At 64.3% G+C, this 24,607-nt stretch carries 23 protein-coding genes and 1 tRNA gene; 14 read left to right on the forward strand and 10 right to left on the reverse strand.

What is annotated here, in order from left to right:
* Positions 1 to 39 precede the first annotated feature (39 nt).
* The 3 genes from F8237_RS28310 (at position 40) to F8237_RS28320 (ending at position 5,210) form a co-directional block, all read left to right on the forward strand.
* Positions 40 to 1,650 (forward strand): ABC transporter substrate-binding protein, encoded by a 1,611-nt coding sequence (locus F8237_RS28310; RefSeq protein ID WP_151649483.1) that lies wholly within the window; start codon positions 40 to 42, stop codon positions 1,648 to 1,650.
* Between the two features lie 222 nt (positions 1,651 to 1,872).
* On the forward strand, positions 1,873 to 3,360 hold the full coding sequence (locus tag F8237_RS28315) for an ABC transporter substrate-binding protein (protein ID WP_420837974.1): 1,488 nt from the start codon (positions 1,873 to 1,875) through the stop codon (positions 3,358 to 3,360).
* A gap of 242 nt (positions 3,361 to 3,602) precedes the next feature.
* The gene (locus F8237_RS28320) at positions 3,603 to 5,210 is read left to right on the forward strand and encodes a glycosyltransferase family 39 protein (protein ID WP_244626161.1); all 1,608 of its coding nucleotides are present in this window, start codon (positions 3,603 to 3,605) and stop codon (positions 5,208 to 5,210) included.
* A 9-nt stretch (positions 5,211 to 5,219) separates the two neighbouring features.
* Here F8237_RS28320 and F8237_RS36505 read toward each other — a convergent pair whose 3' ends face one another.
* The 3 genes from F8237_RS36505 to F8237_RS28330 all read right to left on the reverse strand — a co-directional run bounded on the left by F8237_RS36505 (position 5,220) and on the right by F8237_RS28330 (position 7,417).
* Positions 5,220 to 5,360 (reverse strand): hypothetical protein, encoded by a 141-nt coding sequence (locus F8237_RS36505; RefSeq protein ID WP_167527496.1) that lies wholly within the window; start codon positions 5,358 to 5,360, stop codon positions 5,220 to 5,222.
* Positions 5,361 to 5,428: 68 nt separating this feature from the next.
* Positions 5,429 to 6,679, reverse strand: a complete 1,251-nt coding sequence (locus F8237_RS28325) for a multidrug effflux MFS transporter (protein WP_151649486.1) — start codon at positions 6,677 to 6,679, stop codon at positions 5,429 to 5,431.
* 150 nt (positions 6,680 to 6,829) lie between these two features.
* The gene (locus F8237_RS28330) at positions 6,830 to 7,417 is read right to left on the reverse strand and encodes a TetR/AcrR family transcriptional regulator (RefSeq protein ID WP_151649487.1); all 588 of its coding nucleotides are present in this window, start codon (positions 7,415 to 7,417) and stop codon (positions 6,830 to 6,832) included.
* Positions 7,418 to 7,505: 88 nt separating this feature from the next.
* Here F8237_RS28330 and F8237_RS28335 point away from each other — a divergent pair, with 88 nt between their 5' ends.
* Together F8237_RS28335 and F8237_RS28340 are read left to right on the forward strand one after the other, a co-directional pair.
* Positions 7,506 to 8,285, forward strand: a complete 780-nt coding sequence (locus F8237_RS28335; RefSeq protein ID WP_151650697.1) for a crotonase/enoyl-CoA hydratase family protein — start codon at positions 7,506 to 7,508, stop codon at positions 8,283 to 8,285.
* A 202-nt stretch (positions 8,286 to 8,487) separates the two neighbouring features.
* Positions 8,488 to 9,819: a hypothetical protein gene (locus F8237_RS28340; RefSeq protein ID WP_244625990.1), complete on the forward strand. Its 1,332-nt coding sequence runs from the start codon at positions 8,488 to 8,490 to the stop codon at positions 9,817 to 9,819.
* A gap of 50 nt (positions 9,820 to 9,869) precedes the next feature.
* Here F8237_RS28340 and F8237_RS28345 read toward each other — a convergent pair whose 3' ends face one another.
* Together F8237_RS28345 and F8237_RS28350 are read right to left on the reverse strand one after the other, a co-directional pair.
* On the reverse strand, positions 9,870 to 11,402 hold the full coding sequence (locus F8237_RS28345) for a hypothetical protein (RefSeq protein ID WP_151649488.1): 1,533 nt from the start codon (positions 11,400 to 11,402) through the stop codon (positions 9,870 to 9,872).
* A gap of 231 nt (positions 11,403 to 11,633) precedes the next feature.
* Positions 11,634 to 11,722: transfer RNA gene (locus F8237_RS28350), tRNA-Leu, on the reverse strand.
* 175 nt (positions 11,723 to 11,897) lie between these two features.
* On the opposite strand from F8237_RS28350, the gene F8237_RS28355 reads away from it, so the two are divergent.
* The gene (locus tag F8237_RS28355; RefSeq protein ID WP_151649489.1) at positions 11,898 to 12,323 is read left to right on the forward strand and encodes a twin-arginine translocation pathway signal; all 426 of its coding nucleotides are present in this window, start codon (positions 11,898 to 11,900) and stop codon (positions 12,321 to 12,323) included.
* A gap of 13 nt (positions 12,324 to 12,336) precedes the next feature.
* Here the strand turns inward: F8237_RS28355 and F8237_RS28360 are convergent, their stop codons facing one another.
* Together F8237_RS28360 and F8237_RS28365 are read right to left on the reverse strand one after the other, a co-directional pair.
* Entirely contained in the window at positions 12,337 to 13,539 is a 1,203-nt protein-coding gene (locus F8237_RS28360; protein WP_151649490.1) for an FAD-dependent monooxygenase, read from the reverse strand.
* Between the two features lie 19 nt (positions 13,540 to 13,558).
* Positions 13,559 to 13,804, reverse strand: coding sequence for a zinc-finger domain-containing protein (locus F8237_RS28365; protein ID WP_008562814.1), 246 nt, complete (start codon positions 13,802 to 13,804; stop codon positions 13,559 to 13,561).
* A gap of 292 nt (positions 13,805 to 14,096) precedes the next feature.
* On the opposite strand from F8237_RS28365, the gene F8237_RS28370 reads away from it, so the two are divergent.
* Both F8237_RS28370 and F8237_RS28375 read left to right on the forward strand, forming a co-directional pair.
* Positions 14,097 to 15,233 (forward strand): hypothetical protein, encoded by a 1,137-nt coding sequence (locus F8237_RS28370; RefSeq protein ID WP_151649491.1) that lies wholly within the window; start codon positions 14,097 to 14,099, stop codon positions 15,231 to 15,233.
* Positions 15,234 to 15,267: 34 nt separating this feature from the next.
* Entirely contained in the window at positions 15,268 to 16,023 is a 756-nt protein-coding gene (locus tag F8237_RS28375) for an alpha/beta fold hydrolase (RefSeq protein ID WP_151650699.1), read from the forward strand.
* Positions 16,024 to 16,221: 198 nt separating this feature from the next.
* Here F8237_RS28375 and F8237_RS28380 read toward each other — a convergent pair whose 3' ends face one another.
* Positions 16,222 to 17,448, reverse strand: a complete 1,227-nt coding sequence (locus F8237_RS28380; protein WP_151649492.1) for a hypothetical protein — start codon at positions 17,446 to 17,448, stop codon at positions 16,222 to 16,224.
* Positions 17,449 to 17,565: 117 nt separating this feature from the next.
* Positions 17,566 to 18,924, reverse strand: a complete 1,359-nt coding sequence (locus F8237_RS28385) for a hypothetical protein (protein ID WP_162006250.1) — start codon at positions 18,922 to 18,924, stop codon at positions 17,566 to 17,568.
* A 69-nt stretch (positions 18,925 to 18,993) separates the two neighbouring features.
* Between F8237_RS28385 and F8237_RS28390 the strand changes: the two genes are divergently transcribed.
* The 3 genes from F8237_RS28390 to F8237_RS28400 all read left to right on the forward strand — a co-directional run bounded on the left by F8237_RS28390 (position 18,994) and on the right by F8237_RS28400 (position 20,490).
* A complete protein-coding gene (locus tag F8237_RS28390; RefSeq protein WP_151649493.1) occupies positions 18,994 to 19,230 on the forward strand; it encodes a hypothetical protein in 237 nt (78 codons plus the stop codon).
* A 62-nt stretch (positions 19,231 to 19,292) separates the two neighbouring features.
* A complete protein-coding gene (gene cysE / locus F8237_RS28395) occupies positions 19,293 to 20,117 on the forward strand; it encodes a serine O-acetyltransferase (protein ID WP_151649494.1) in 825 nt (274 codons plus the stop codon).
* A 154-nt stretch (positions 20,118 to 20,271) separates the two neighbouring features.
* Positions 20,272 to 20,490, forward strand: a complete 219-nt coding sequence (locus F8237_RS28400; protein WP_007602550.1) for a DUF3126 family protein — start codon at positions 20,272 to 20,274, stop codon at positions 20,488 to 20,490.
* 428 nt (positions 20,491 to 20,918) lie between these two features.
* Here F8237_RS28400 and F8237_RS28405 read toward each other — a convergent pair whose 3' ends face one another.
* Positions 20,919 to 21,626: a hypothetical protein gene (locus tag F8237_RS28405; protein WP_151649495.1), complete on the reverse strand. Its 708-nt coding sequence runs from the start codon at positions 21,624 to 21,626 to the stop codon at positions 20,919 to 20,921.
* Between the two features lie 219 nt (positions 21,627 to 21,845).
* Between F8237_RS28405 and F8237_RS28410 the strand changes: the two genes are divergently transcribed.
* From F8237_RS28410 to F8237_RS36705, 3 genes are all read left to right on the forward strand, one after another.
* Positions 21,846 to 22,175, forward strand: a complete 330-nt coding sequence (locus tag F8237_RS28410; protein ID WP_151649496.1) for a DUF6949 family protein — start codon at positions 21,846 to 21,848, stop codon at positions 22,173 to 22,175.
* Between the two features lie 78 nt (positions 22,176 to 22,253).
* Positions 22,254 to 22,784: a gamma carbonic anhydrase family protein gene (locus tag F8237_RS28415; RefSeq protein ID WP_151649497.1), complete on the forward strand. Its 531-nt coding sequence runs from the start codon at positions 22,254 to 22,256 to the stop codon at positions 22,782 to 22,784.
* A gap of 171 nt (positions 22,785 to 22,955) precedes the next feature.
* Positions 22,956 to 24,605, forward strand: coding sequence for a PAS-domain containing protein (locus F8237_RS36705; protein WP_244625991.1), 1,650 nt, complete (start codon positions 22,956 to 22,958; stop codon positions 24,603 to 24,605).
* The last annotated feature ends 2 nt before the right edge of the window (positions 24,606 to 24,607 follow it).

The raw sequence follows: 24,607 nt of genomic DNA on the forward strand, positions 1-24,607 counted from the left end.
AACCTGCCTTTGAACAGTTTCACGTCAGGAGAAACTTTTATGCTGAGCTTAATGCGCCGGGGGCGGCGCGCGTTCGCCTCCACACTTGCGCTGTCGGTCGTTGCGCTTTCGACCACAATGGCCTCGCCGGTATTTGCCGCCGGCAAGACCATCACCGCGGTGATGCATTCGGATCTGCGCGTCATCGATCCGATCTTCACCACCGCCTACATCACGCGTGACCATGGCTACATGGTCTACGACACGCTGATCACGACGGATTCGAATTTCAAGATCCAGCCGCAGATGGCGGACTGGAAGATCTCCGACGACAAGCTCACCTACACCTTCACGCTGCGGGACGGCCTGAAGTGGCATGACGGCACGCCGGTGACGGCGGAAGACTGCGTCGCCTCGCTCAAGCGCTGGGCCTCCGTCGACGGCATGGGCCAGCAGATGATGACCTTCACGGCCAGCATCGAGGCGACCGATCCCAAGACCATCACGCTGAAGCTGAAGGAGCCCTACGGCCTCGTGCTGGACTCGATCGGCAAGCCGTCTTCCCGCGTGCCCTTCATGATGCCGAAGCGTCTGGCCGAGACGCCGGCCGACAAGCAGATCCCCGAGCAGATCGGCTCCGGCCCGTTCAAGTTCGTGCAGGGCGAATTCCAGCCCGGCGTGAAGGCGGTCTACGTCAAGAACACCGACTACGTGCCGCGCAAGGAGCCGGCGAGCTGGACCGCCGGCGCCAAGGTCGTGAAGGTCGACCGCGTCGAGTGGATCACCATGCCGGATGCGCAGACCGCGGTGAACGCGCTGCAATCGGGCGACATCGACTTCATGGAAGTGCCGCCGTGGGACCTGCTGCCGGTGCTTGAAGGCAACGCCGACCTCAAGGTCGAGGTGCTGAACAAGTTCGGCTATCAGACCCTCGGGCGCATGAACTTCCTCTATCCGCCCTTCGACAATGTGAAGATCCGTCGTGCGGCACTTCTGGCGATGAACCAGAAGGACGTGCTCGACGCGCTCGTCGGCAATCCCAAATATTACAAGATCTGCGGCGCCTTCTTCATCTGCGACACGCCTTTCGCGAGCGACGTCGGCTCCGAATCGCTGGTCAAGGGCAACGGCATGGCGGAGGCCAAGAAGCTGCTCGCCGAGTCCGGCTATGACGGCACGCCCGTCGTGGTCATGGTGCCCGGCGATGTCGTGACGCTGAAGGCGCAGCCGACGGTCGCGGTGCAGCTGCTCCGCGAGGCCGGCTTCAAGGTCGACGCTCAGGCGACCGACTGGCAGACGGTGGTGAGCCGCAGAGCCAGCCAGAAGCCCCCGAAGGAGGGCGGCTGGAACATGTTCTTCACCAACTGGGTCAGCGCCGACGTCTCAAACCCGGTCTCGAACCTCTCGATCGGCGGCCAGGGCAAGAAGGGCGGCTGGTTCGGCTGGGCGGAGAACGCCAAGATCGAGAAGCTCAAGGACGACTTCGTCCGCGCCGCCTCGCTCGACGATCAGAAGAAGATCGCGACCGAGATCCAGAAGGAAGCCTACGACCAGGTGATCTACGTTCCGCTCGGCCAGTATCTGGCGCCGAGCGCGTGGCGGAAGTCGCTGACCGGCGTGCTGGACGGTCCGGCAACCCCGGTGTTCTGGAACATGGACAAGAGCGAGTAAGGCGAGAGCGCGCATTCCGGGTCGAGCGTTACGCGGCGCCGCTGTCATCAGCGGCGCCGCTCTTCAAAGAATTTCCCAACAGAACTTCTCAGGAGAGCCTCAGTGTTCCAATTCACGTGCCGGGGACGTCGGTCTTTCGCCTCTACACTTGCGCTATCGGTCGTGGCGCTTTCGGCACTGGGCTCGCCAGTTCTTGCCGCGGGCAAGACCATTACCGCCGTGATGCATTCGGATCTGCGCGTCCTCGATCCGATCTTTACCAGCGCCTATATCTCCCGTGATCATGGTTACATGGTCTACGACACGCTGATCGCGACGGATTCGAACTTCAAGATCCAGCCGCAGATGGCGGACTGGAAGATCTCCGACGACAAGCTCACCTACACCTTTACGCTGCGCGACGGCCTGAAATGGCATGACGGTACGCCCGTCACCGCGGAAGATTGCGTTGCTTCGCTGAAGCGCTGGGCCGCCGTCGACGGCATGGGCCAGCAGATGATGACCTTCACGGCCGGCATCGAGGCGACCGATCCCAAGACCATCACGCTGAAGCTGAAGGAGCCCTACGCGCTCGTGCTGGACTCGATCGGCAAGCCGTCGTCGCGGGTCGCCTTCATGATGCCGAAGCGTCTTGCCGAGACGCCGGTTGACAAGCAGATCCCCGAGCAGATCGGCTCCGGCCCGTTCAAGTTCGTGCAGGGCGAATTCCAGCCCGGTGTGAAGTCGATCTACGTCAAGAACACCGACTACGTGCCGCGCAAGGAGCCGGCGAGCTGGACCGCCGGTGGCAAGGTGGTCAAGGTCGACCGCGTCGAATGGATCACCATGCCTGACTCGCAGACGGCGTTGAACGCGCTGCAGTCGGGCGACGTCGATTTCATGGAGAATCTCGCCCTCGACATGTTGCCCACCATCGAAGCCGACAAGGGGCTCAAGGTCGACATCCTGAACAAGTTCGGCTTCCAGACGGGCGCGCGGATGAACTTCCTTCATCCGCCATTCGACAACGTCAAGGTCCGCCGCGCGGCATTCCTCGCGATGAAACAGAAGGACGTGCTGGACGCGCTGATCGGCAATCCCAAGTTCTACAAGACATGCGCTGCGGCCTTCATCTGCGACACGCCGTTCGCGACGGACGTTGGCGGCGAGACCCTCGCGAAGGGCGGCGACATGGCCGCGGCCAGGAAAGCGCTCGCCGAATCCGGCTACGACGGGACACCCGTCGTGCTGATGGCGCCGGGCGATGTGCTGACGCTGAAGGCGCAGCCGATCATTGTGGCCCAGCAACTGCGCGACGCCGGCTTCAAGGTCGATTTTCAGGCGACCGACTGGCAGACGGTGGTGAGTCGGCGCGCCAGCATGAAGCCCCCGAAGGAGGGCGGCTGGAACATGTTCATCACCAACTGGGTCAGCGCCGACGCGTCCAACCCGATCTCAAACGTTGCCGTCGGCGGGCAGGGCAAGACGGGCGGCTGGTTCGGCTGGGCGGAGGATGCCAAGGTCGAACAGCTCAAGGACGCTTTCGTGCACGCGGCTTCGCTCGACGATCAGAAGAAGATCGCAGCCGAGATCCAGAAGGAAGCCTACGATCAGGTGCTCTACATACCGCTCGGTCAGTTCCAGATCCCGAGCGCATGGCGGAAATCGATCTCGGGTGTGATCGACGGCCCGGCAACCCCGGTGTTCTGGAATATGGACAAGTCCGAGTAGGACAGGATCGAGTATGCGAACGGTGCGTCTCGCGCCGTTCGTGACAACGAACGGCGCCGCTGCCATCAGCGGCGCCGTTTTCATTCGTCAGTTTCGGCTCAGCTTAGGAGTGTGGAGCTTCGAGCTCTTCCAGCTTCAAATTGTTGCTATTTGTTTCTGTTTTGAACTAGATGATTGGCTTCACTCATCACTTTCCTTCCTCCGACTTGATTCCCGTGCCGATCGATTTTGCACTTCAGGCGATGGCCGAAAGGTCCGACCGCGCGCCGTCGCGATGGCGACGACCTTTCCTGCACTGGCTCGACGGCGTCGAGGCGGGCTGGGCCGTGCCGCTGCTTCTGGTCTGCTTCGTCGCGATCTGGACGCTGTATCTGGCCATCGCCTATGCTGGCGGCGGCCTGCACCCCGATACGCTCGAGGCCTGGACGCTGGGGCGGAATTTCGCGTGGGGCTATCACAAGCATCCGCCGCTGATGGGGTGGATCGCCGCAAGCTGGACCTTGGTCTTTCCGCTGAGCGACTGGTCGCTGCAATTGATGGCGATGGTCAATGCCGGGCTGGCGCTGTTCTGCGTCGACCTGGTCGCGCGGCAATTCGTGACCGGGCACAAGCGCATCCTGGTGCTGTTGCTGTTGATGCTGACGCCCGCCTATCAATTCCATGCGCAGCGCTTCAATGCCAATGCGGTGCTGCTCGCGATCTGGCCGCTGGCGACCTGGTGCTTTTTGCGCGCGTTCGAAACCCGCAAGGCGTCGTGGGCGGTCGCGGCGGGATGCACGACGGCGCTGGCGATGGTCGGCAAGTATTATTCGATCTTCCTCGTCGCCAGCTTCGCGTTTGCCGCACTGGCGCATCCGGCGCGGCGCGCCTATTTCACCTCGGCTTCGCCCTGGATTTCGGTCGTCGCCGGGTTTGCGGTGCTGTCGCCGCACATCTATTGGCTCGCGACGACGGGGGCTTCGACCTTCACCTATGCGATGAACCACGCCAACGGCGATGCCGCGAGCTCGCTCGGCGATGTGAAGAATTTCCTGCTGGGGCTGGCGGCGGCGATGAGCGTGTCAGCCGTGCTGTGGGTGCTCATCGCAGGTACGCGCCTGAAGCAGTTTCCGGCCGACTTCGCCGCCATGAGCCCGGGCCTGCGGCTCCTTTTCTACGTCGCGATCGGCACGATCGTGCTGCCGGTCGTGACGTCGCTGGGGATGGGCACGGATCTGCCGTCGCTGTGGGCGTTGCAGGGGCTGTTTCTGTTCGTCGTCTTGATCGTCTGCGGCACGCGCTATCCGATCGAGCGCTTCTATACCGTCAACGTCACGGTGATCACGGCCGGCGTGGCGCTGGCCGCCGTCCTGGTGGCGGCACCGATCCACGCCGTCTATCGCAACACGCACGGTTATGAGGAGGGGCGGAATCTCTACGCCCAGGCGGCGAGCGGACTGACCCGCGAGTGGCACGAACTCACCGGCGAGCCGCTGAGCGCCGTCAGCGGCGACGATTCGCTCGCTTTCGCCACGGCGTTCTACAGTCCGGATCATCCGCGTTACGCGCGGGCCGACGAATTCCAGGACACCCTACAAGACACTTGGGGCCTGCCGCGCAAGACGACGCTGGACCGCGGCTGGGCTGCGCTGTGCTTCCGCGGCCAGGACTATTGCAATCGCTGGATGGAATGGGTCTCCGGGCGCGCCGAACATTTCGTCCGGCGCGAGTTCACCGTGCAGGCGAGGCTGTGGGGGCAGCCTGGTCTCACGCGGGATGTGGTCGTGATGATGGTGCCGCCGCGCGCAAGAAGCACGATGCCCGCGGGCCCTGCCGAAGATTTCAGTGCCAGCAGGCGAGCCGCCGACTAGGCTTCGCGCTCAGCAATGGCTGTCGCGAATACCTTCCAGGCCTTCGCTTGCGAACGGCGCCGTGAACGCGGCATGCTTCGGCTGCGGCTCGGGACGCTTCGTTTCCGTCGCATCGGAGGCGTGGCGGTCTTTGCGGAGTTCCGGTTCCATAGCGGCGGCCTTTCGAATTGCTGCAGGACAACATCGAGGCCGCCGGCAAGTTCCTCAGGCCAAGTTCCTCAGCCGATGGGGCGGTGATGCGGCTTGAACATCCGTCCCTTTTCCACCACCAGCACGATCGCCAGTGCCGCGACGGTCGACAGGAAGAAGCCGACCGCGAACGGCATCAGCGTGCCGTCGAAGCTTTGCCCGATGGCCATGCCGATCGCAATTCCGATCAGGGTGGTGATGGAGCCGTAGAGCGAGGAGGCCGTGCCGGCGATGTGGCCCTGCGGCTCCATTGCGAGCGCGGTGAAGTTTGCAACCATCATGCCGAACGAGAACATCATCAGCGCGGACAGCGCCATGAACAGCGCGAGCGGCAGCACATTCAGGCTTTCCGTGATGAGCAGGACGGAAGCCACCACCGCATAGAGCGTCAGTGCGCCGTGTGAGATCACGCGCATGCCGAGCCGTCCGACCAGTCGCGCGTTGAGGAAGCCCGCAATGGCGACGCCGGTCGCGATCGCGGCGAAGGCGAGCGGGAAATAATGGCCGAGGTGGTAGATCTCGGTGAAGACCTGCTGCGCCGAGAACACGTAGGCGAACAGCGCGCCCATGACGCTGCCCGCGGCCATCGCGTAGCCGATGGTCTGGCGGTTGGTCAGGGTCTGCCGGAAGGCGGCGAGCACATCGGCAGGTGCGAGCGACCTGCGCTCGGAATCCGGCAGGGTCTCCGGCAACCGCAGCACGCTCCAGGCGAGGGCAAGCAGCCCGTAGAGCGCCAGCACGATGAAGATGCCCCGCCATTGCGACACCAGCAGCACCGCCTGTCCGAACGACGGCGCGACCACCGGCACCGCGATGAACACCATCATCGCAAGCGACATCACGCTCGCCATCCTGCGGCCGACATAGCAATCGCGCACGATCGAGGTCGCGATCACGCGCGTCGCAGCGGTGCCAAACCCCTGCAGTGCGCGCGCCAGCAATAATGTTTCGAACGAGGGCGCGGCGATCGCCAGCAAGCTGGCCACTGCATAGACCGTCATGCCGCCGAGCAGCACCGGGCGTCGTCCAAACCGGTCGGACAGCGGTCCCATGATGAACTGGCCGGCGCCGAAGCCGATCAGGAAGATCGACAGCACGAGCTGGAGATGGTTGGCGTTCGGAATTTTGAAGGCTGCCCCGATATTGGGCAGCGCCGGCAGCATCATGTCCATCGCGAGCGGATTCAGCGCCATGATGGACGCGATCACGACGACGAATTCCGGAAAACCCATAGGACGGTGTCCCGAGGACACCCATTCGTCGGCATTGACGTCGGACAAGCAGCTCACCTCTGAAATTCAGGGGCTTTTCTATCGTCTATGCTGCGTTGCACAACCCATTTTTCGGGATGGCTGTCAGGCGGGGCGGTCGCGGACACGAGTTGGCGAGGTTGCGGCCTCGGCCTGCGATGTGTCGGGGTTAAGCACGGCTTAAGCGCGACGGGTCTTTTGAGCTGTTTCGACCAGGCCGAGCGCCAATTGCCCTGCGGTCTCGACATAGGCGAGATCGCGGTGGATCAGCATCACGGTGGTGGCGCCGTCGAGCAGGATCACGAGCTGGCGTGCGAGCGCCGTGGCACCGGCAACGCCGTGGTCGCGCAGCTCCGTTGCGAGCCACGCCTCAAAACGCTTCTTGTGCGCCGCGCCTGCCTTGACCGCCGGATGCGCCGGCGTGTTTGCGAGTTCGGCGATCGTGCGCAGGAAGCCGCAGCCGCGCCATCGCGGCGTATCCACGGAGCGTCCGAGTTTTGTGAAGAGACCGCGGACCTTGTCGGCCACACCACCGTCGGTCTCCGCGAACCAGCGCATATAGAGCTCCAGCGTCGGCTGGTCCCTGGCCGCGATGGTTGCGGCGACGAGCTCGTCCTTGCTGGTGAAGTGATAGTACAGCGTCTTCTTGGTGACGCCCGCCTTCTCGGCGATGGCGTCCATGCTCGCCGCACGGATGCCTTCGCCATAGAACAGGCGTGTCGCCGCAACGACGATCTGCTCGCGGGTGGTGTCGCCTTTCCCTGACATCCGCGCAAGGTATACCGCCTAGTGAGTATACACAATGCGGCCGCTGTGGCTGACTCCCTTTCCTGTCCGAGCTGGAAGGAGCTGCGACTTGTCCGACCTGGTACTCTCTGAGACGCGCGGTGCCGTCGCGCTGCTGACGTTCAACCGCCCGAACAAGCTCAATGCGCTGAGCTACGCCCTCATCGACCGCCTGATGGCGGTGCTCGACCGGATCGAGGACGACGCAAATATCCGGGCGGTAGTGCTGACGGGCGCGGGCGATCGCGCCTTCTCGGCCGGTGCCGACATCGCCGAATTCTCGGACAGCGTGAGGTGCGGGCCGGATGTCGCGGTGAAGCAATTCGTGCGGCGCGGGCAGGGCATGACGGCGCGCCTGGAAGCGTTTCCGAAGCCGATCATCGCCGCCGTCAACGGCATTGCCTTCGGCGGCGGTTGCGAGATCACGGAAGCGGTGCATCTGGCCGTTGCGAGCGAGCGGGCGACTTTTGCCAAGCCCGAGATTGCCATCGGCATCACGCCGACCTTCGGCGGCACGCAGCGCCTGCCGCGGCTCGCGGGCCGCAAGCGGGCGCTGGAGCACCTGCTGACCGGAGATCCCTTTTCACCACAGCGAGCCCTGGAGATGGGACTGGTCAACCGCATCGTTCCTCATGAGCAACTGCTGGACGCAGCCTTCGCGCTGGCGGATCGCATCACGCGGCATTCGCACCTGGCGGTGGCCCGAATCATCACCGCCGCCACGCGGGGGCTCAACGTCTCGATTTCGGAAGGTCTCGCGATCGAGAGCGAGCAGTTCGCGCGCATGGCGGCGACACAGGACACGCGCGAGGCGCTCGATACATGGCTCGCCGCCCGCGCTCAGCGATAGACGCCGCCGGGCTGTGTTGACGGCTGCGACGACGGCGGCCGGTTCCGCAGCCATCCAGGCGGCGCGCCGGCAACCAGCTATTCACCATAAGCGCGACGGCAAGGCCTCAGGGAGATGAATCCGCAACCCATCCTGTCCATTCTGGCCGGGCCTGGCGCCGCTTTGGCGCCGGCCGATATCAGGCCAGACAAGGTATCCGATTGTGTCCGATCTCACCGGTGCAGCACGATGGCTGGAGCCTGCGGCCGACATGACGCCGCGGCGGAACATCTGGCTCGCCGGCCTGATCGCAGTGACCGCGCTGCTGGTGTTCGGCAATCTCGCCAACGATGCCGTGCTCGATGTGAAATATGGCTGGGACGTCCGCGTCAATTGCGCGGCGGTCGATGCGCATGTCGCCGGACTTGATCCCTACGTCGTCAAGAACCTGAAGGGCACGCGGCTTTCCTATCCCTATCTGCCGGTGACGCTGGATGTTTTCCGTCCCCTGTGTGCGGGCGGCGTTCTGGTCGGTCACTATAGAGGTGTCTTTTTCGCTCTCGCCGTGCTCTGCGGGCTCCTTTTGCCCGGTCTCGGCCGCGCACGCCCGAGCGCGCGCGACGTCGGACTCAGGGTGCTCTGCGCGCTCGGCGCGTTCGTCGGTTTCGAATGGGTGCAGGCGCATGGCAATTTCGCGATTTTGAGCGGCGTCCTGACCGCGATCGCGCTGAGGTTCCTGCTTTCTCTGCCTCCCTCCCGAACGCCGGAGCACCGCGGCTCTCCGCTGCATCTGGCCGGCGCTGCGTTGCTCGGCCTCGTGATGTCGTTCAAGCTGGTGTTCTTCCCCGTGCTGGCTGCGCTGTATTTCCTGCCGCTGCCGCGCGGCCGCAAGCTGGTGTTGATTGCGGTGGCGGCGTTCAGCTTCGCATTGCCGATCCTGATATCGTGGCTGGGATACCCCGATCTGTTCGCCAGCTGGCAGCTTGCGATGGCCGGCAAGATTCCCGACCAGCACATCGTCGATCTCTTCGAGCTCAATCCGTCGCTGCTGCTGCTGGTGCGGGACCTCATGACCGATGCCGGCCTCGGTGGCAGCAAGCCGGCCATCTTCGCGATCTACGCATTCGGGGCACTCGCGCTCGTGCTGGTGCCGTTCGCCCTGTCCGTCTTCCGCGCGGTCGCAAGCCGGCCGTTGCGGGAAGGAGAGACGCTTCTTGCGCGACTGGATCGCTGGCTGATCGATCATCCCCGCGCGGCCATGCGCATCACGGTGCTCGCCATGTTTGCGCTCTATCTCTGCTCGCCGCGCCTCAAGGAATATGCCTTCTTCGAGCTCGCGCTCTATGCCGCGATCCTGCTCGCCGATCTCCCGGCCGCGGCACTCGCTGCCGTTCTCACCGTCGGCCTGCTCGTTCCCTCGGTGAACTCCCTTGTGGGACATTCGCTTGAGGGCAGTTATCTGCTGCTGTTTGTCGCGACGGCATGCTTCTGGATCCTGCTGCTCGATTTTCGGGCGGAGCCGAAACGCCTCGATCAGCAGGCGGCGGACGCATGAATGCCGCTCCGTCCGCCGGGACGCGTGCGTGAACGGCACGGCGCGTGACCCTACCGGGACACGGGCTCTTTGAACTCCTCGCGCGAGGAGGCCTGCTGCCTGGTGTAGAGGCTCACATAGGCGCCGGTGTAGTCCTCTTTCCAACCCCGCTCGCCAACGAGGAACCGCCTCAGCTCTTCGTGTCCTCGGAGCCAGAGCACGGCGTCGATGTTGTATTTGCTGATCGTCCTGTCCCACGTCGCCGCGTCGATGTCCCACCGCACCAGCTTGCGATAGTCCTGCAGCAGATCATCCGGATAGGCGGTTGCCGCGCGGCCGTCCACGAACACGGGCGCTGATCCCCGCGTCCGGAAGATCAGCAGCCCGCCGACGTTCCAGTGGTTCAGGACACGTGCATGCGAGCAATGCGCCGTGAGATAATTGGCATCCTCGTCCGAGAGCATGTCGGGCAATGCCAGGGCCGGTCTCACATGCATGAGGGTCAACGGCAGAAGCAGCACGCCGACCACGCCTGCGGCCAGCATCGCGCGCTGGATCTTGAAGCTCGAAAGGCGTGCGGGCAAGAGACGGTCGATGTGAAGCGCCATCGGGACGCTCGAGAAGATGAAGAAGAACGCGATGTACCTGAACTGATAGAGACCGAGCGCGAGGAATAGCCACGCAAGCGCGCGCGCCTCGATGGGGATGCGCGTCGTGTTGCGGTACCACAGCTCCAGCACGACGAACGCCAACGCATAGACGATGCCCGGAAGGCTTCCCGGCATCACCATGTTGTGCAGATAGGGGCGCCATTCGCCGATATCGGCCTGGACGAAATGACCGAGCGTCGCCGTCACGCCGTCATAGACATGCCATCCCAACGGATTGACGAAGATCGCGAGGATACATCCGACGCCCGCGAAGACGTAATGCCGGAAGTTGGCCCAGTCCCGCCGCAACAGGGCGCCGGCGCAAAAGACACCGATGATGGGAAAGGCCAGCACGAAGCCGCCGTGCAGATTGACCCAGAGCACCATCAGCGGCGGCAACAGGAACCATCCACGCCGGTGCAGGCATTCCCCGTAGAAGACGACTGCGAACAGCATGGTCGCGATGTTCGGCGATGCCGCCAGATACATGTTCGGCGACGCTTCGTAGCAGGGATAGAGCAGGCAGGCGGCGAAGACCGCGATGCAAACCGCGGGCGCCGATGCGCCGCTGCGCAAGCCGCAGAAGGCGAGATATCCGGCAATGACCGCGCCGGCGGCGACGACCATCAGCACGATGCCGGCAAAGCCCGTGTGCTGATACAGCACGCTGGCGATCACGTCCCAGAGCCACGACAGATTATACCAGCGCTTGTCGCCGAGGGTGAACGCCCAGGGATCCTGGAGCGGGACTTCGCCTCGCTCGCGGATCAGGTCGCCGGCGGCAAGATGCCAGCCGAGGTCATAATGGCCGAGCATGAGCGGCCCGTTCGACAGATAGAACACGCCGAGGAAGGCGATCAGGAAGACGTAGGCTTCGACCCCATCAGGGAGACGTCCGATTGCCGCGGGCGCTCCGCCAATCCCGGACCCGGACCAATTCTCGCGCGCGTCCATCGGAGCTCTCACCATCGCAGCCCGCCGCCCCAGGCCCTGCATGATTCCGGGCCAGCATCGATCGGCGGCAGACCTCGCTTTAGGAGGCAACAATCTAAGGATGCGTAAATGCAGAGCGCGCAACTCAGGTTCCGGACGAGGAGGGCGGCGGTCCGGTGAATGAACGATTGCGTGTGCGGCTGGCGATGGTCGGCGTCCGGCTCGCGCCTCGGCCTACGCCGTCAGCTCTGTTGGTGCGGGCAGCCGGGGTCGAACCGGCACAGCGCTTGCGCACCGAGGGATTTTAAGTCCCTTGCGTCTACCAATTCCGCCATGCCCGCTTGATCCAACCAGATCAAACACTTAAGTCCACCTCCGGCCGTCTGGAATTGGCACGCGTCGCGGGCCGGATGGATGGTTCTTCCTTAAGCGAGGCGGCCGCGCAAGGCAAAGCCTCAATCCGGACATCTGGCCCTGCTTTAGGCATTCTCAATTCAAGAGGACTATCTTTCCGGCATGCCTGCTTCGTTTTCCTTCCGCCTGCGCTCTTGTTGCGCGGCTGCCGCGCTCCTCGCGGCCGGTGTCGCGCTGTCCGCTTGCGCCAGCGTCAGCGAGACGATCGCTCCTGCCTTCGCCGATCCGGCGAGGTACGAATTGTACGACTGCAAGCAACTCGAGACCGAGCGCAGGACGCTTGCGAAGCGCACCGAGGAGTTGCAGAAGCTGATGGAGAAGGCTGAGACGGGGGCAGGGGGCGCAGTTGTGTCCGAGCTCGCCTATCGCAACGACTACGTTGCGGTGCGAGGGCTGGCGCAGCTCGCCGAAGACGCCTGGCGGCGCAACAGGTGCCGGGAAACCCCGCCGGGTGCGCCACCGGTGACCTCGGCGCCGCAGCGGCCCGACATCAAGCCGGCGCCGCAATCCGGCCGCGCCGTTCGCTGAGCCGAACTCCGCCTCAGGGGCGCCAGCCGTAGATCCAGTCCTGCCGCGCCAGCATCCGCTCCGGGCCGAGCGCGCGGATCGCAAGATCGCGCGCGATCGCGAGCGGTCCGCCCAGATGATAGATGCGGCCCTGCTGCCGCGCGGTCCGCTGCACCCGCCGTACCCGCGCCTGGCGCGCGCGGCCATATTGCGTCAGCGCGGCGGTGATGCCGGCGGTGCTCTCGGCGGCTTCAGCGCTCAAATGCCGGGCCAGCACGGCGGCATCCTCGATCGCCATGCCGGCGCCCTGGGCGGCGAATGGCAGCATCGCGTGCACGGCATCGCCGAGCAGCGCGACCTGGCCCTTGCTCCAGGGGCAGCCATCGGGCACGCCGAACAGTGCCCATTTGCGCCAGGTGTCGACCGCGGCGAGCATCATGCGCGCCGCCGGCGGCCAGCGCGGCGCGGCGAAGGCGTCCATCACCTCGAACGGATCGCCCGGCGTGCTCCAGCCCGGCCTGTTCCAGGTGCCCGGCAGCACCGCGACCACGTTGATCTGGCGTCCGCCCGCGATCGGGTAGGCGACGAGATGGGCGTTCGGACCCATCCAGAGCTGCACCCGCCGTGCCGTGAAATCCTTCGGCAGTTGCGTGGCATCCAGCGTGCCGCGCCAGGCGATCAGGCCGGAGAAGCGCGGCTGCACCTCGGGAAACAGATGCTGGCGCACCGTCGACCAGATGCCGTCGGCGCCGATCAGCGCGCTCGCAAGATCACTGCGGCGGATCGTGCCGCTGCGGTGGACGACCGTCAGCCCCCTGGCGTGGGGCGCGACATCCTCGAAGGTCGCACCCAGCTTCAGGTCGATATCGGGATGGTCGGACACCGCCCCGGCCAGCGCCGATTGCAGGTCGGCGCGGTGCACCACCCAATAGGGAGCACCGGCGCGCGCGGACGCGGCTTCGCCCAGCGGCATGCGCAGCAATTCGCCGCCGGCCCGCGCGCTCATGACGCAGAGCGCCTCGGGCGTGACGGCGCGCAGCTTGAGCCGCTCGGTGAGGCCGAGCTCGACCAGCACGCGGCTGGCATTGGGGGAGAGTTGCAGGCCGGCGCCGACTTCCTCGAGCCGCTCGGCCTTTTCCAGCACCACGATGCGGAAGCCGCGGGCCGCGAGCGCAAGCGCGGCCGTCAGTCCGCCGATGCCGGCACCGGCGATGACAATCGTTCGGGAGAGCGTCACCCCTGACCGAAGGGGGCGGTCAGGCCACCTTGTCCTTCAGCACGCATTCCGGCGGACGGGCTTCACCCGGCTTCAGGTCGGCGGCGAAGCGGTACAGCGTCGAGCAGTAGGGGCAGATGATCTCGTTGTCGTTGCCGAGGTCGAGGAAGACGTGCGGATGGTCGAACGGAGGGTTGGCGCCGACGCACATGAACTCTTGCGAGCCGATCTCGATGACGGGAACACCGGCATCGTTGTGGAAGTGCGGGACGACATGGTCGGACATCGTAGTTCATCCTGGGGTGGCAATGGCGGCAGACACAATCAAGAACTGACGCGGCATCCTTGAGGCGCCGCGGACCATACTGGCGGGTGCCGCTGATTGCTAGTCCGGCGGAACCGAAAGGTTCGCAACAGCCCCATGCTCATTTGCTCATGCAAATTCGACACAATCTTGCGGCCTGAGAGAAGCCCTTCTTTCGTCGGGGACGTTGTGTCGCAATTTTGGCATACTATGTCTGTGGACAAGCGGGATTGCGACGAAAGACCAACCACAGGCAAGCATCCGGGCTCTCTGCATGAAGTGGCTGCGAATCAGCACAGCGTTGACCGGGATTGCAGCCTGCGGCTTTCTGCTCGCGCAGGTGGCGCCGCATGCCCGCGAGGCCGGCGCGATCTTCGCCGCCCAGGACGATCCGGCCGCGCTGTCCGAGCTCCAGCTCGACGCGCTGCTGCGGCAGGGCGACCGCCTGGTGCAGGACAATATCGAGGCCGCGCTCGCGGCGGGTGATGCCGACCTCGCCGACAGCTTCGTGGCGCTGGCGCGTGACCGCAACATCGCGCTTTCAGACGATCTGCTGAGCCGCGTGAGCGATGCGGTCAAGGCCGAGAATTCCAACGCGCATTTTGCCAAACGGTTTGCCACCGGCCTCGTCACCGGAACTGCCGACGACGTCGCGAGCCTGTCCGGCACGGTGGCCGGCGATCTCTTCGTGATCGGCGATGTCAGGGACGTCGTGCGCGAGGGCAAGCACCTGGCGATGGGCGAGGACACCGACCACCTCGTGCTCGGGCTTGCGACTGCGGGCCTTGCGGTGACGGCCGTGACTTACGTGTCGGTCGGCGGCGCGGCCCCGGTGCGCGCCGGCCTGACGCTGGTGAAGGATGCGCGGAAAGTCGGGCGGCTCGGTGAAGGGCTCGCCGTGTGGGCGGGCCGGTCCGCGCGCGAGGTCGTCGATGGCCCGATGCTGCAGAACGCGGTCGCCAGGGGATCGGTGTTCCGCCCAGGCGAGACCGTCACCGCGATCAAGGCCGCGTTCCGTGCCGAGAAGGCCGGCGCTTTGGTCCGGCTTGGCAAGGACGTCACGCGGGTTGCCGAGAAGACCGGCACGCGCGGCGCCATGGACAGCTTGCGCATCGCCGAAGGCCCGAAGGATGTCGCGCGCGCGGCACGGCTTGCGGAAGCGCAGGGCGGCAAGACCCGCGCGATCATGAAGCTGCTCGGCCGCAGCGCGCTGCTGCTCGTCGGCGGTGCGTTCGACCTCGCGCTCTGGCTGTTCGGCGCGGCGCTGACGCTGTTCGGCCTGGTGTCGTCGATCAAGGCGACCGCCGAGCGCCTCACCCAGGCTTGGTGCGATCGCAGGCGCGCGCGGCGGCTGCGCCGGGCGCAGATCGCCGCTGAAGCCGCTCTGGCGAACGCGGCGCTGACCGCCTAGGATCAATCTCTCCCCCTCAATACCGGAACTGATGATGCCGAGCTTTCACAACGGCGCCGTTGAAATTGCCTATCTCGACGAAGGCGAGGGCGACCCGATCGTCCTGGTGCACGGCTTTGCCTCCAGCAAGAACGTGAATTGGGTCTATCCGACCTGGGTCTCGGAACTGCGCAAGAACGGCCGCCGCGTCATCGCGCTGGACAATCGCGGCCATGGCGACAGCGCAAAGCTCTACGATCCCGCGCAATATTCCATTCCCATCATGGCCGGCGACGTGCTCGCGCTGATGGACCATCTCGCGATCCCGCAGGCCGACATCATGGGCTATTCGATGGGCGGCCGGATGACGGCCTGGCTCGGCCTGAACGAGCCGCAGCGCCTGCGCTCGGCGATCCTCGGCGGCATCGGCATCGGTGGCCTGATCGAGGGCTCCGGGCCCGGTGAGAATGTCGCCAAGGCGCTGGAAGCGCCCTCGCTCGACGACGTCACCGATCCCGTCGGCCGCACCTTCCGCGCCTTCGCCGACCAGACCCGCTCGGACCGTGTGGCGCTCGCCGCCTGCCTGCGCGGCACGCGCGACCTCATGACGAAGGAGCAAGCCGCGCGCATCGATGTGCCTGTGCTGATCGCGGTCGGCAGCACCGACGACGTCGCCGGATCCGCCAGCGCGCTGGGGGCCATCATTCCGGGCTCGGAAGTGCTCGACATTCCCAACCGCGATCACATGCGCGCAGTCGGCGACAAGGTCTACAAGACCGGTGTGCTGGACTTCCTCTCACGTCGCGGCTGAGTTGTCGTCCGCCGGTTCGTCGTCTCCGAATGGCTGCAGGAACGATATCTGCCAGCGCAAACGTGATAACACCGGTGCCAGCCCCTCTAGGCAGGGGCGGCGGCACCGGCGCATTCTCGAATTTGCGTTCTTGATCGTAGCCTGGGGTCCGCTAAGGGCTGGTACCGGGCTCTTCGACGGCGAGCCGATGGCCAAGTATCAAGCGGATTTCCTCTGCATCGACCGCAATCCGTCAAAGTAAGCTTTGGGTGTCCATTCGGATGCCAAATTATCTGTTATGAAGCCGCCTAAGATCCCTGCGCCCGATTTAAGTGCCTTGTCTCTAAGAGTCGCCAATGTCGTTGCTCCCAGGCCCGTCAGCGCGGCAGCGCCAGCGGTCAGTGCGTCTGCTCCTAAGGCAGTTGCGGCGGAATGGCTTAAGTGTCCAATTGCCCCCACGGTCACCATTTTAAAGAATTTGCGCGGAGCTGTATCAAAGAAGCCCTTTTTGCCTTTGCAAGCGTCGACGTACTCGCGAACGATGTCGGTTGAGTCAGTTAAGTTGATGCTCGAAAGCCACGCTCGAAAGTTGCGCGCTACACTTGTGGCGCGAAATCTCGCGGCGGTCTTGAATGGTTGATCAACCTGATCGAAAAGTGCGCGCAGGCTAGGAAATCGCTCGAATTCTGAAATCACACCGAACTGTTCCAGTTTCAAGTCGGGCGTTTCAAGTTTACTCATTCCCATGGCAAGAAAGTCGAAAACGCTCTGATCGCCAGTCGAAATCATGTTATTCGCGAGAATGTGCCGATAGGCGAGCAGGGCTTCTGCTGCTTGCGCTAAGATGGTGCCTTCAGCGAGAGGGATATCGATAGGAGATGATCGAGTAGAGACGCCACGGTCAACAAGCACGCCTTCAGACATCGCTTTGAATGCTGACTGCCAAGCCTCGGAACCGAAGCGCTCCTCCAAAATGGACGTCTGACGCAGCAGCTTCTTTTTGACGCGTTGTCGGTACGAAGCTGAGCCGGCATGTTCCAAGGCAAAGCCCGTGTCGATTCGCTTTTCAATATCTATTGGGCCGCCGTCATCCACGCGTCCCATGAACATCGCCTTTACCGTCTTTCCATCGTGCGTCATCATGGGTTCAGGCTCCCATTGGACGAACAGGATGGCATCTTGGTCCAATAGTTCTTCGAACACGCGGAGGCCCATCTGCTTACAAAGAAGCGGTGCAATTACGTTAGGGCCCGTCACGCTAATCTGAATCGTATCGAACAGCAGCAGCTGCTCAAAAAGAGTTTTCTCTGCGCTTCGAAGAGCTAACGGATATGTGGGCGAGTTCTTCGCTAGCGGTGCATTATTGAGGGTGACAGCGCCGGGATTTATTGCAGCGTGATCTAATCGCAGTTGTTTGAAGTCTCTCGAAAATGCAATTTGGCGCATATAGCCTCACATCGAGGAGATAACTTAGGCTGGAGTCCGCTAATGGTTCTTGTCCGACTCCAGAATTGTTGAACCGTCTCAAAATAGCAGTAAGCGCGATGACTCTTCACCCCAATCTCATCGCCCTTTAACGTCCTCGCCAAACCGTCTCGCCACCGCCATCAGCACCACGAAGGTGGCGACCCACACCATCCGCGCGCCGTAGCGGTCGTGAGGGCCCGATATCACGGCGCAGATGAAGGCGTTGCCGAGCAGCGCGAGTGCGACGGTGGCCGCCAACAGCGTAAGATCGTCGAGCCGCCGATTGATGAGCGAATGCGCGAGCAGCGCCACCAGTCCCAGCATCGAGGCCAGCGCGACGGGAACGTGCAGCCAGTTCACGTATTCGAAATCGAGCCGCCAGTTCTGCTGGCGCGCCGCGCGCATCGGCGCGACCTGGGCGGGGATGTAGCGCTCGATGATGCCGTAGGTGTGCGGGATCCAGCCATTGGTGCCTTCGCCGGTCGCCACATGCAGCAATTGCTGGCCCATCGCGCGCAAGGCTGCGGCGGCCTGCCACGCCGGATAATCCCTCAGCGAACCCACGACGATGGCGCCCATCTCGTCGTCGAGCCCTTCGAAGCGGCCGAGCGTGTTGAACATGCTGTTGCCCCACAGGAACTGGTCCGCAGTCGCCGGCAATTCGTTGCGATACGGGCAGAGCTTGAATGTTTCGCGCGGGCAGTGGTCGTTGAGGAAGCGCGCGACGATGCCGTCCTGCATCATGCGGCCGAAGGCGACGCCGGTGCCGCCGGGTGTCCAGGCCCATTTGCCCGACAGCGCGTGGTTCGCCGCCACCAGCATCAGGCCGCCGGCGACGATCGTCAGGCTCGCCTGCGCCAGTCCGGCGATCGGGAGACGACGCCCGAGCAGCGGCCGCGCCATCCAGCCGGCGAGGCAGAGCCCGAGCAGCACGCCGAGCGTGGCGCTGTGGGTCGCGGCGGCAAAGGCCGTGAAGACGAACAGCGCGATCTTTTCGAGCGCCGAGGTTCGGCTTGCGCCGACGACCAGCAGGAACAGCGACAGGATCGAGAGTCCGGCAAAAATGTCGGTGAGCAGCATGCTGGCAAGCCAGGGCAGCGCGGTCGACAGGATCAGCAACAGGCTGATCGCGACGAAGCGGAAGGTCTGCATCAGGCCGAGCACGCGCAAGGTGAGCTGCAACAGCCACAGCGTCGCCAGCGACTGCAGGGCGAGGTTGATCCAGAAGCCGAAGCTCTCGCCGTAATGCAGATAGAGGCCGAACACGGTGGAACGGCTGGGGACGAGATAACCTTCATACCAGCGCGCCAGATAGCCGCCGGTATCCCACTGCAACAGCGGGTAGCCGTTCCAGAACGCCGGCGCGATCATGAGCAGGGGCAGGGCCATCGCCACCAGCCGCAGCCAGAGCGAACCCGTGGCGCGGCCGCGCCGATGATCGGTGGTGGTGGTCAAATCCGCTCCGTCGTCTTCCGGACCATGTCCGCAATAGAGCGTTTTCGAGCGAAGTGGAAACCGGTTCGCGTGAAGAAAACGCGTCAAGAAAAGAAACCTGGAGCCAAGGGCTCCAGCCGTTGGCATGGAATTCACCAAGAGTTTGAGGCCGTACGGCTTGAATTTGCCAAAACCCTGACCATTTTGAGCCGACCTTGCCGCCTGGGGGCGTCAGACAAAACTATTGTGTTTCAAGGCGTTGGCATGGTTTCGCGGGGCAAGGCGCTGTTCACTCTCAGGCAAGCCCGTCAGGACTTTGTCGCCTAGACTGTGTTATAGAGCCCGCCAAACGAGCCCATTCGAAAGAGCAGATCCCAAAGAGAAAACCAATGGCAGTGCATCAGGTCAATCCGGGAGGAAAGCTCGCGTCCCTCGATCCGATCTGGGATCGGATCCGCGGCGAGGCGGAGCACATCGTCCATCGCGAGCCCGAGCTTGCGACCTTCATCTATTCGACGGTGCTGCATCACAGCCGCCTGGAAGATTCGGTGATCCATCGTGTCGCCGACCGGCTCGATCACTCCGCGCTGTCGGGCGATCTGGTGCGCCAGACCTATGACGAGGCGCTGCGCGACGATCCCGATCTCGGCAACGCCTTCCGCGCCGATCTCGTCGCCGTCTACGATCGCGATCCCGCGACCTCGCGCTTCATCGATCCCTTGCTCTACTTCAAGGGCTTCCACGCGATCCAGACCCATCGCCTCGCGCACTGGCTCTGGCTGAAGGGCCGCAAGGATTTCGCGTATTATCTCCAGAGCCGCGCCTCCGCGGTGTTCCAGACCGACATCAATCCCGCCGCACGCATCGGCCGCGGCATCTTCCTCGACCACGCCACCGGCTTCGTCTGCGGCGAGACGGCGGTGATCGAGGACGACGTCTCGATCCTGCACGGCGTCACGCTCGGCGGCACCGGCAAGGAGAACGAGGATCGTCATCCGAAGATTCGCCACGGCGTGCTGATCGGCGCCGGCGCGAAGATTCTCGGCAATATCGAGATCGGCCATTGCGCGCGCATCGCCGCGGGCTCGGTCGTGGTCAAGCCGGTGCCTCACAACGTCACGGTTGCCGGGGTGCCCGCCAAGATCGTCGGCGAAGCCGGCTGCGCCGAGCCGTCGCGCACCATGGATCAGATGATCAACGCCACGGGACTTTGAGACATGGGTCCTTTAAGAGCCGGGGCTTTGATCCCGTGAGGTGAGGGCCGGATTCTCCGGCCCTTTCGTCCCCAAATTGTTTGGCAATTCATGCTGGCGGTTCGTCGCGTCTCGTCCTAAAACGCGGCCAGCCAATTTCGATCGGAGACTTGCCGTGGACGTCAAAGAAGTCAGAAAGTTAGATGCGTATCTGAAGCGCGTATTCGGCAATCCCAAGATCCGCGTTGTGCCGCGGCCGAAGAAGGACGATTCCGCCGAGGTCTATATCGGCGAGGAATTCATCGGCGTGCTGTTCGTCGACGACGAGGACGATGATCGCTCGTTCCAGTTCCAGATGGCGATCCTCGAAGACGATCTCGTCGATCAGGAATAGTTTTTTTCGTTATTGCGAGCGAAGCCGTTGCTCGCAATGACGCTGCGCGAGTGACCGCCGCTCTCGTGTCCCGGACGCGCTGCAACGCTTGTGGCGTTGCTGCGCAGAGCCGGGACCCAGTAGCCCCACAACGCATCTCTGCAACATGTGCCCCGGACGCAGCGCACCGTCGAAGAGACGCTGCGCTCGCAATGACGAGGGGGCCTCCATTGAGATCCCGCAAAGGAACGGCCGGGTGGTCGGCATGGAAGATGGCTGAGCGCATCGTTCAAACCGACTGCGCCAAGGGTGACATCATGCACCTGTTTTGCCCGACGGGTCAAGTTGAAATTCGAAAAATACGAAATATCAAAAATACGAAGCCATGACAGCGGCCTGGCTACTGTGCATGGGGTTGTTTCGATGGTCTCGTCGGGAGAGGCCCGCGCTCACCCCTTCGGCCCGCGCAACTGCGCCGTCAGCCTGTCCATCGCGTGTCCCACATCCTGCCATTGCGAGAGCCAGCTGCGCGGAAAGCGGAAGGTGAGGTCGGCGCCGCCGACCCGGCGTTCGGACAGGCACATGCCCGGGGTGGCCGCATCGCGCGTGCAGCGCGCGGTCAGGGCGGGGTTTGCGGCGGAATAGAAATCCTCGCTGCCATAGGGCGTGTCGCTGCGGAACATCCGCATCGTCAGCCCGTCGGCGGGCATCGTTGCAGCCTGGTCCAGGTAGCGCGGATAGATCGTGGCCGTGCGCTGCTCCGGCGCCAGCGCATCGTGATGCGCCGCGATCGACAGGAAGATGCGGTCGATCGGCTGCATCGTCGAGTCGACGCTGTCGGCGGTGACATGCTTCGGTGCGCCCGGCGGCTCCAGCGAGGGATACAGGAAATCGAGGTCGATGCGCTCCTGCGGTCCGGAGTGCCGCTGGATCTTCATCCGGATCGCGGCCGCCGGCAGGTTGAACAGAGTGCCGCCGACGCTGACCGGCAGCTTGTCCGGCGCGTTCGCGCCGCCCGCGCCCCAGGTCGGCCACAGCAGATAGGCGACGAGCGCGACCGCGCACACCGCGGCCATGCCGCCGAGCAGGATCGGGACGACATGCGCCCGGGGGCGCGCCCTGGAGGACCGGGAAGAGGTTGCCGAAAACATCGTCATGAGTTGCGCGAGCAGCCGAAGGTCGGCCGGTGGCCGACGAATCAGCGGCGAATATGCCACGCGGCGGCGATTTCGCGGAGCATTCCCGGCTCTAGGTATGGAGGAGGGCTCTGCGCCGACCGGCGGGCCTTGTTAACCTTCCCTTAAGGATAATGTAGCGTTAACCAGCACTATTTGTCACAGGAAGGCTCCGGCGTTGCGTAAGGGCGGACCGTTCCGATGACACCTGAAGCTTTCAATACCCTCTTCTCGATCTGCATCGGTTTCGCGCTCGCGGGCGCGCTCGTGAACGGGTACCAGGCGCTCGCACAGCGACCCGCCGGGTTCGGCCTGTTGCAGGATGGCGTGGCGCCGAAGACCTTTGCCGCGGTTCCGTTCCTGGTGTTCGCGGCGCCCTTCATCATCATGCGCAACACGCTGCGCGGCATGCGGGTGGAAAGCCGCCGCGTGGAATTCGTGATGATGGCGACCGTCATCGCCGGCTTCTGGAGCATGATGAGCGGGACCTTCTTCCTGATGACGCTGCGCGCGACCGGCGTGCTGGGCTGACGCGCGCAGCCAGGCCGGGCCCTTTGCTTCAGGCCCACCGTTTCGCTATGGCTGGGGTCAAAATGACAGGAGGCCTCCATGGCGATCTATGAGCTCGACGGGCAGGCGCCCGATCTTCCCGCCGACGGCAATTACTTCATCGCTGAGACCGCCACCGTGATCGGCCGCGTGCGCCTGAAGCCGGGCGCGAGCGTCTGGTTCGGCGCGGTGCTGCGCGGCGACAATGAGTGGATCGAGATCGGCGAGGGCGCCAACGTGCAGGACGGCTCGACCTGCCACACCGACCTCGGCTTTCCCATGGTCATCGGCAGGAACTGCACCGTCGGCCACAACGTCATCCTGCACGGCTGCACCGTCGAGGAGGGCGCGCTGATCGGCATGGGCTCGATCGTGATGAACGGCGCCAGGATCGGCCGCAACAGCATCGTCGGCGCCGGTTCCGTCATCACCGAGGGCAAGGAGTTTCCCGAACGCTCGCTGATCATCGGCTCGCCCGCGCGCGTGATCCGCACGCTCGACGACGCGCAGGTGCAGAAGATGGGAAGCGCGGCGAGGTTCTACGTCGCCAACGGTCCGCGCTTCAAGAAGGGCCTGAAGCGGATCGGCTGATGCGCTCGCGGACGAAGCCGGGTCCGCTTCGCGTGCCTCCCGTAGAAGTACCGACCGGAACTTTTAGTCCCCGCTAGCGGTACCTCCCTATGGTCGGTGTCTTCAACCAGGGGGAGCGGCGCGATGAACGCTGCGGCGCCGGGATCCGGACTCGAGGCCGCATCCCGACTAGTGAAGAAGTTCGCTCGTTTCGCGCGCGGCATCGACACGCTGACCGTCGCGGAGAAGGTCTACAGTATCGCCGGCTTCCTCGCGATCGTGACCACCTTCCTGCTCGTGATGTCGATCCAGACGGTGCGGCTGCAGACGACCTATCGCCACATGCACGCCTCGTCCGCCGAGGCCGCGATCAATGTCGGGCGCATCAACGCGTTGATCTACGCCATCGTGATGGAATCGCGCGGCATCTACATGTCCGCCGATCGCGTTGCGATGAAGCCGTTCGCCGACGGCCTGATGCGTCGTAACCGCGAGCTCGCCGAGGCCGTCAAGGGCCTCGAACGGACCGTCGACTATGACGATGCCGAGCAGGTCTCGAGCTTCCGGCAGCGCATCGCGCAGTTCATCGATTTTCGCCAGGAGCTGGTGCGCCGCGGGCTGGAGATCAGCCCGGCGGCGGCGCGCGAGTGGGGCGACAATGACGCCAACCGGACGCTGCGGGCCAGGCTCAACGGCGATCTCGAGTCGCTCGAACGGATCTACGGGCAGCGTGCCCGCGAGGCGGACGAGCTCGCCAACTCGAACCGCTATGCCGCCGCCTATCTGTTCGCCCTCGGCCTCGCGTCTCTCGTTCTGGCGGGTCTGAACGTCGTCGTCATGCGGCGTTCGGTGGTCGGGGCGCTGGCCGAGATCACGCTGGCGACCGACCGGATCGCGGACGGCGACGTCAAGAGCAAGGTGCCGCATCTGGGCCGCAACGACGAGATCGGGCGCCTTGCGCGTGCGGTCCAGCATTTTCGCGATGCGGTGGCGCGCATCTTCGAGCTCGAGGAGCTCGAACTCGGCACCGCGCAGGCGCGCGATGCCGCGATGACCGAGCGCGACAAGTTCAACGACAAGTACCAGGCCAAGAAGTGGCAGCTCTCCGCCGCGATCAACAGCATGCCGCAGGGCCTGATCATGCTCGACGGCAAGGCCAACGTGGTCGCGATGAACGGCAACTACCGGCAGATCTACAATCTGCCCGAGACGATCCAGTCGGGAGCGACGCTCGGCGAGATCCTGCAGCACCGCGTCAAGAGCGGTTTGTTCAGCGGCGACATCGCGACATATCTCGCCGCCGTGCTCGACCGGATCGCCAGGCGCGAGCCGGCCGCCTATGAGATCACCTTGAACGACGGCCGCACCATCAGGATCCACGAGCGCCCGATGGACGGCGGCGGCTGGGTGTCGGTCCAGGAGGACGTCACCGAACAGCGCCAGCGTCAGCGAATTCTCGAACGGATGGAGCGTTTCCTCGCCACCATCATCGAGAACGTGACCGAGGGCATCATCGCCAAGGATGCGCGAAACCAGCGCTACGTGTTCGTCAACAGGGCGGCCGAGCAGATGATCGGCATGTCGCGTGGCGAGATCATCGGCAAGACGGCGCGGGAATTGTTCTCCCCGGAAGCAGCCGAATTGATCGAGCGGCGCGACCAGCAGCTCCTCGCGCAGAAGCAGCAGCTCGAGCCGATCATCGATACGATCGACAATCCGACGCGCGGTCGCCGCGTGATCTCCACCCGCCGGGTCCAGGTCGGCGGTGCCGGCGAAGAATCCCACATGTTCGTGACGATGATCGAGGACCTGACCGAGACGACCGGGGCGGTCGCCGCGTAGCG

The sequence above is a fragment of the Bradyrhizobium betae genome (assembly GCF_008932115.1).
Lineage (GTDB): Bacteria > Pseudomonadota > Alphaproteobacteria > Rhizobiales > Xanthobacteraceae > Bradyrhizobium > Bradyrhizobium betae.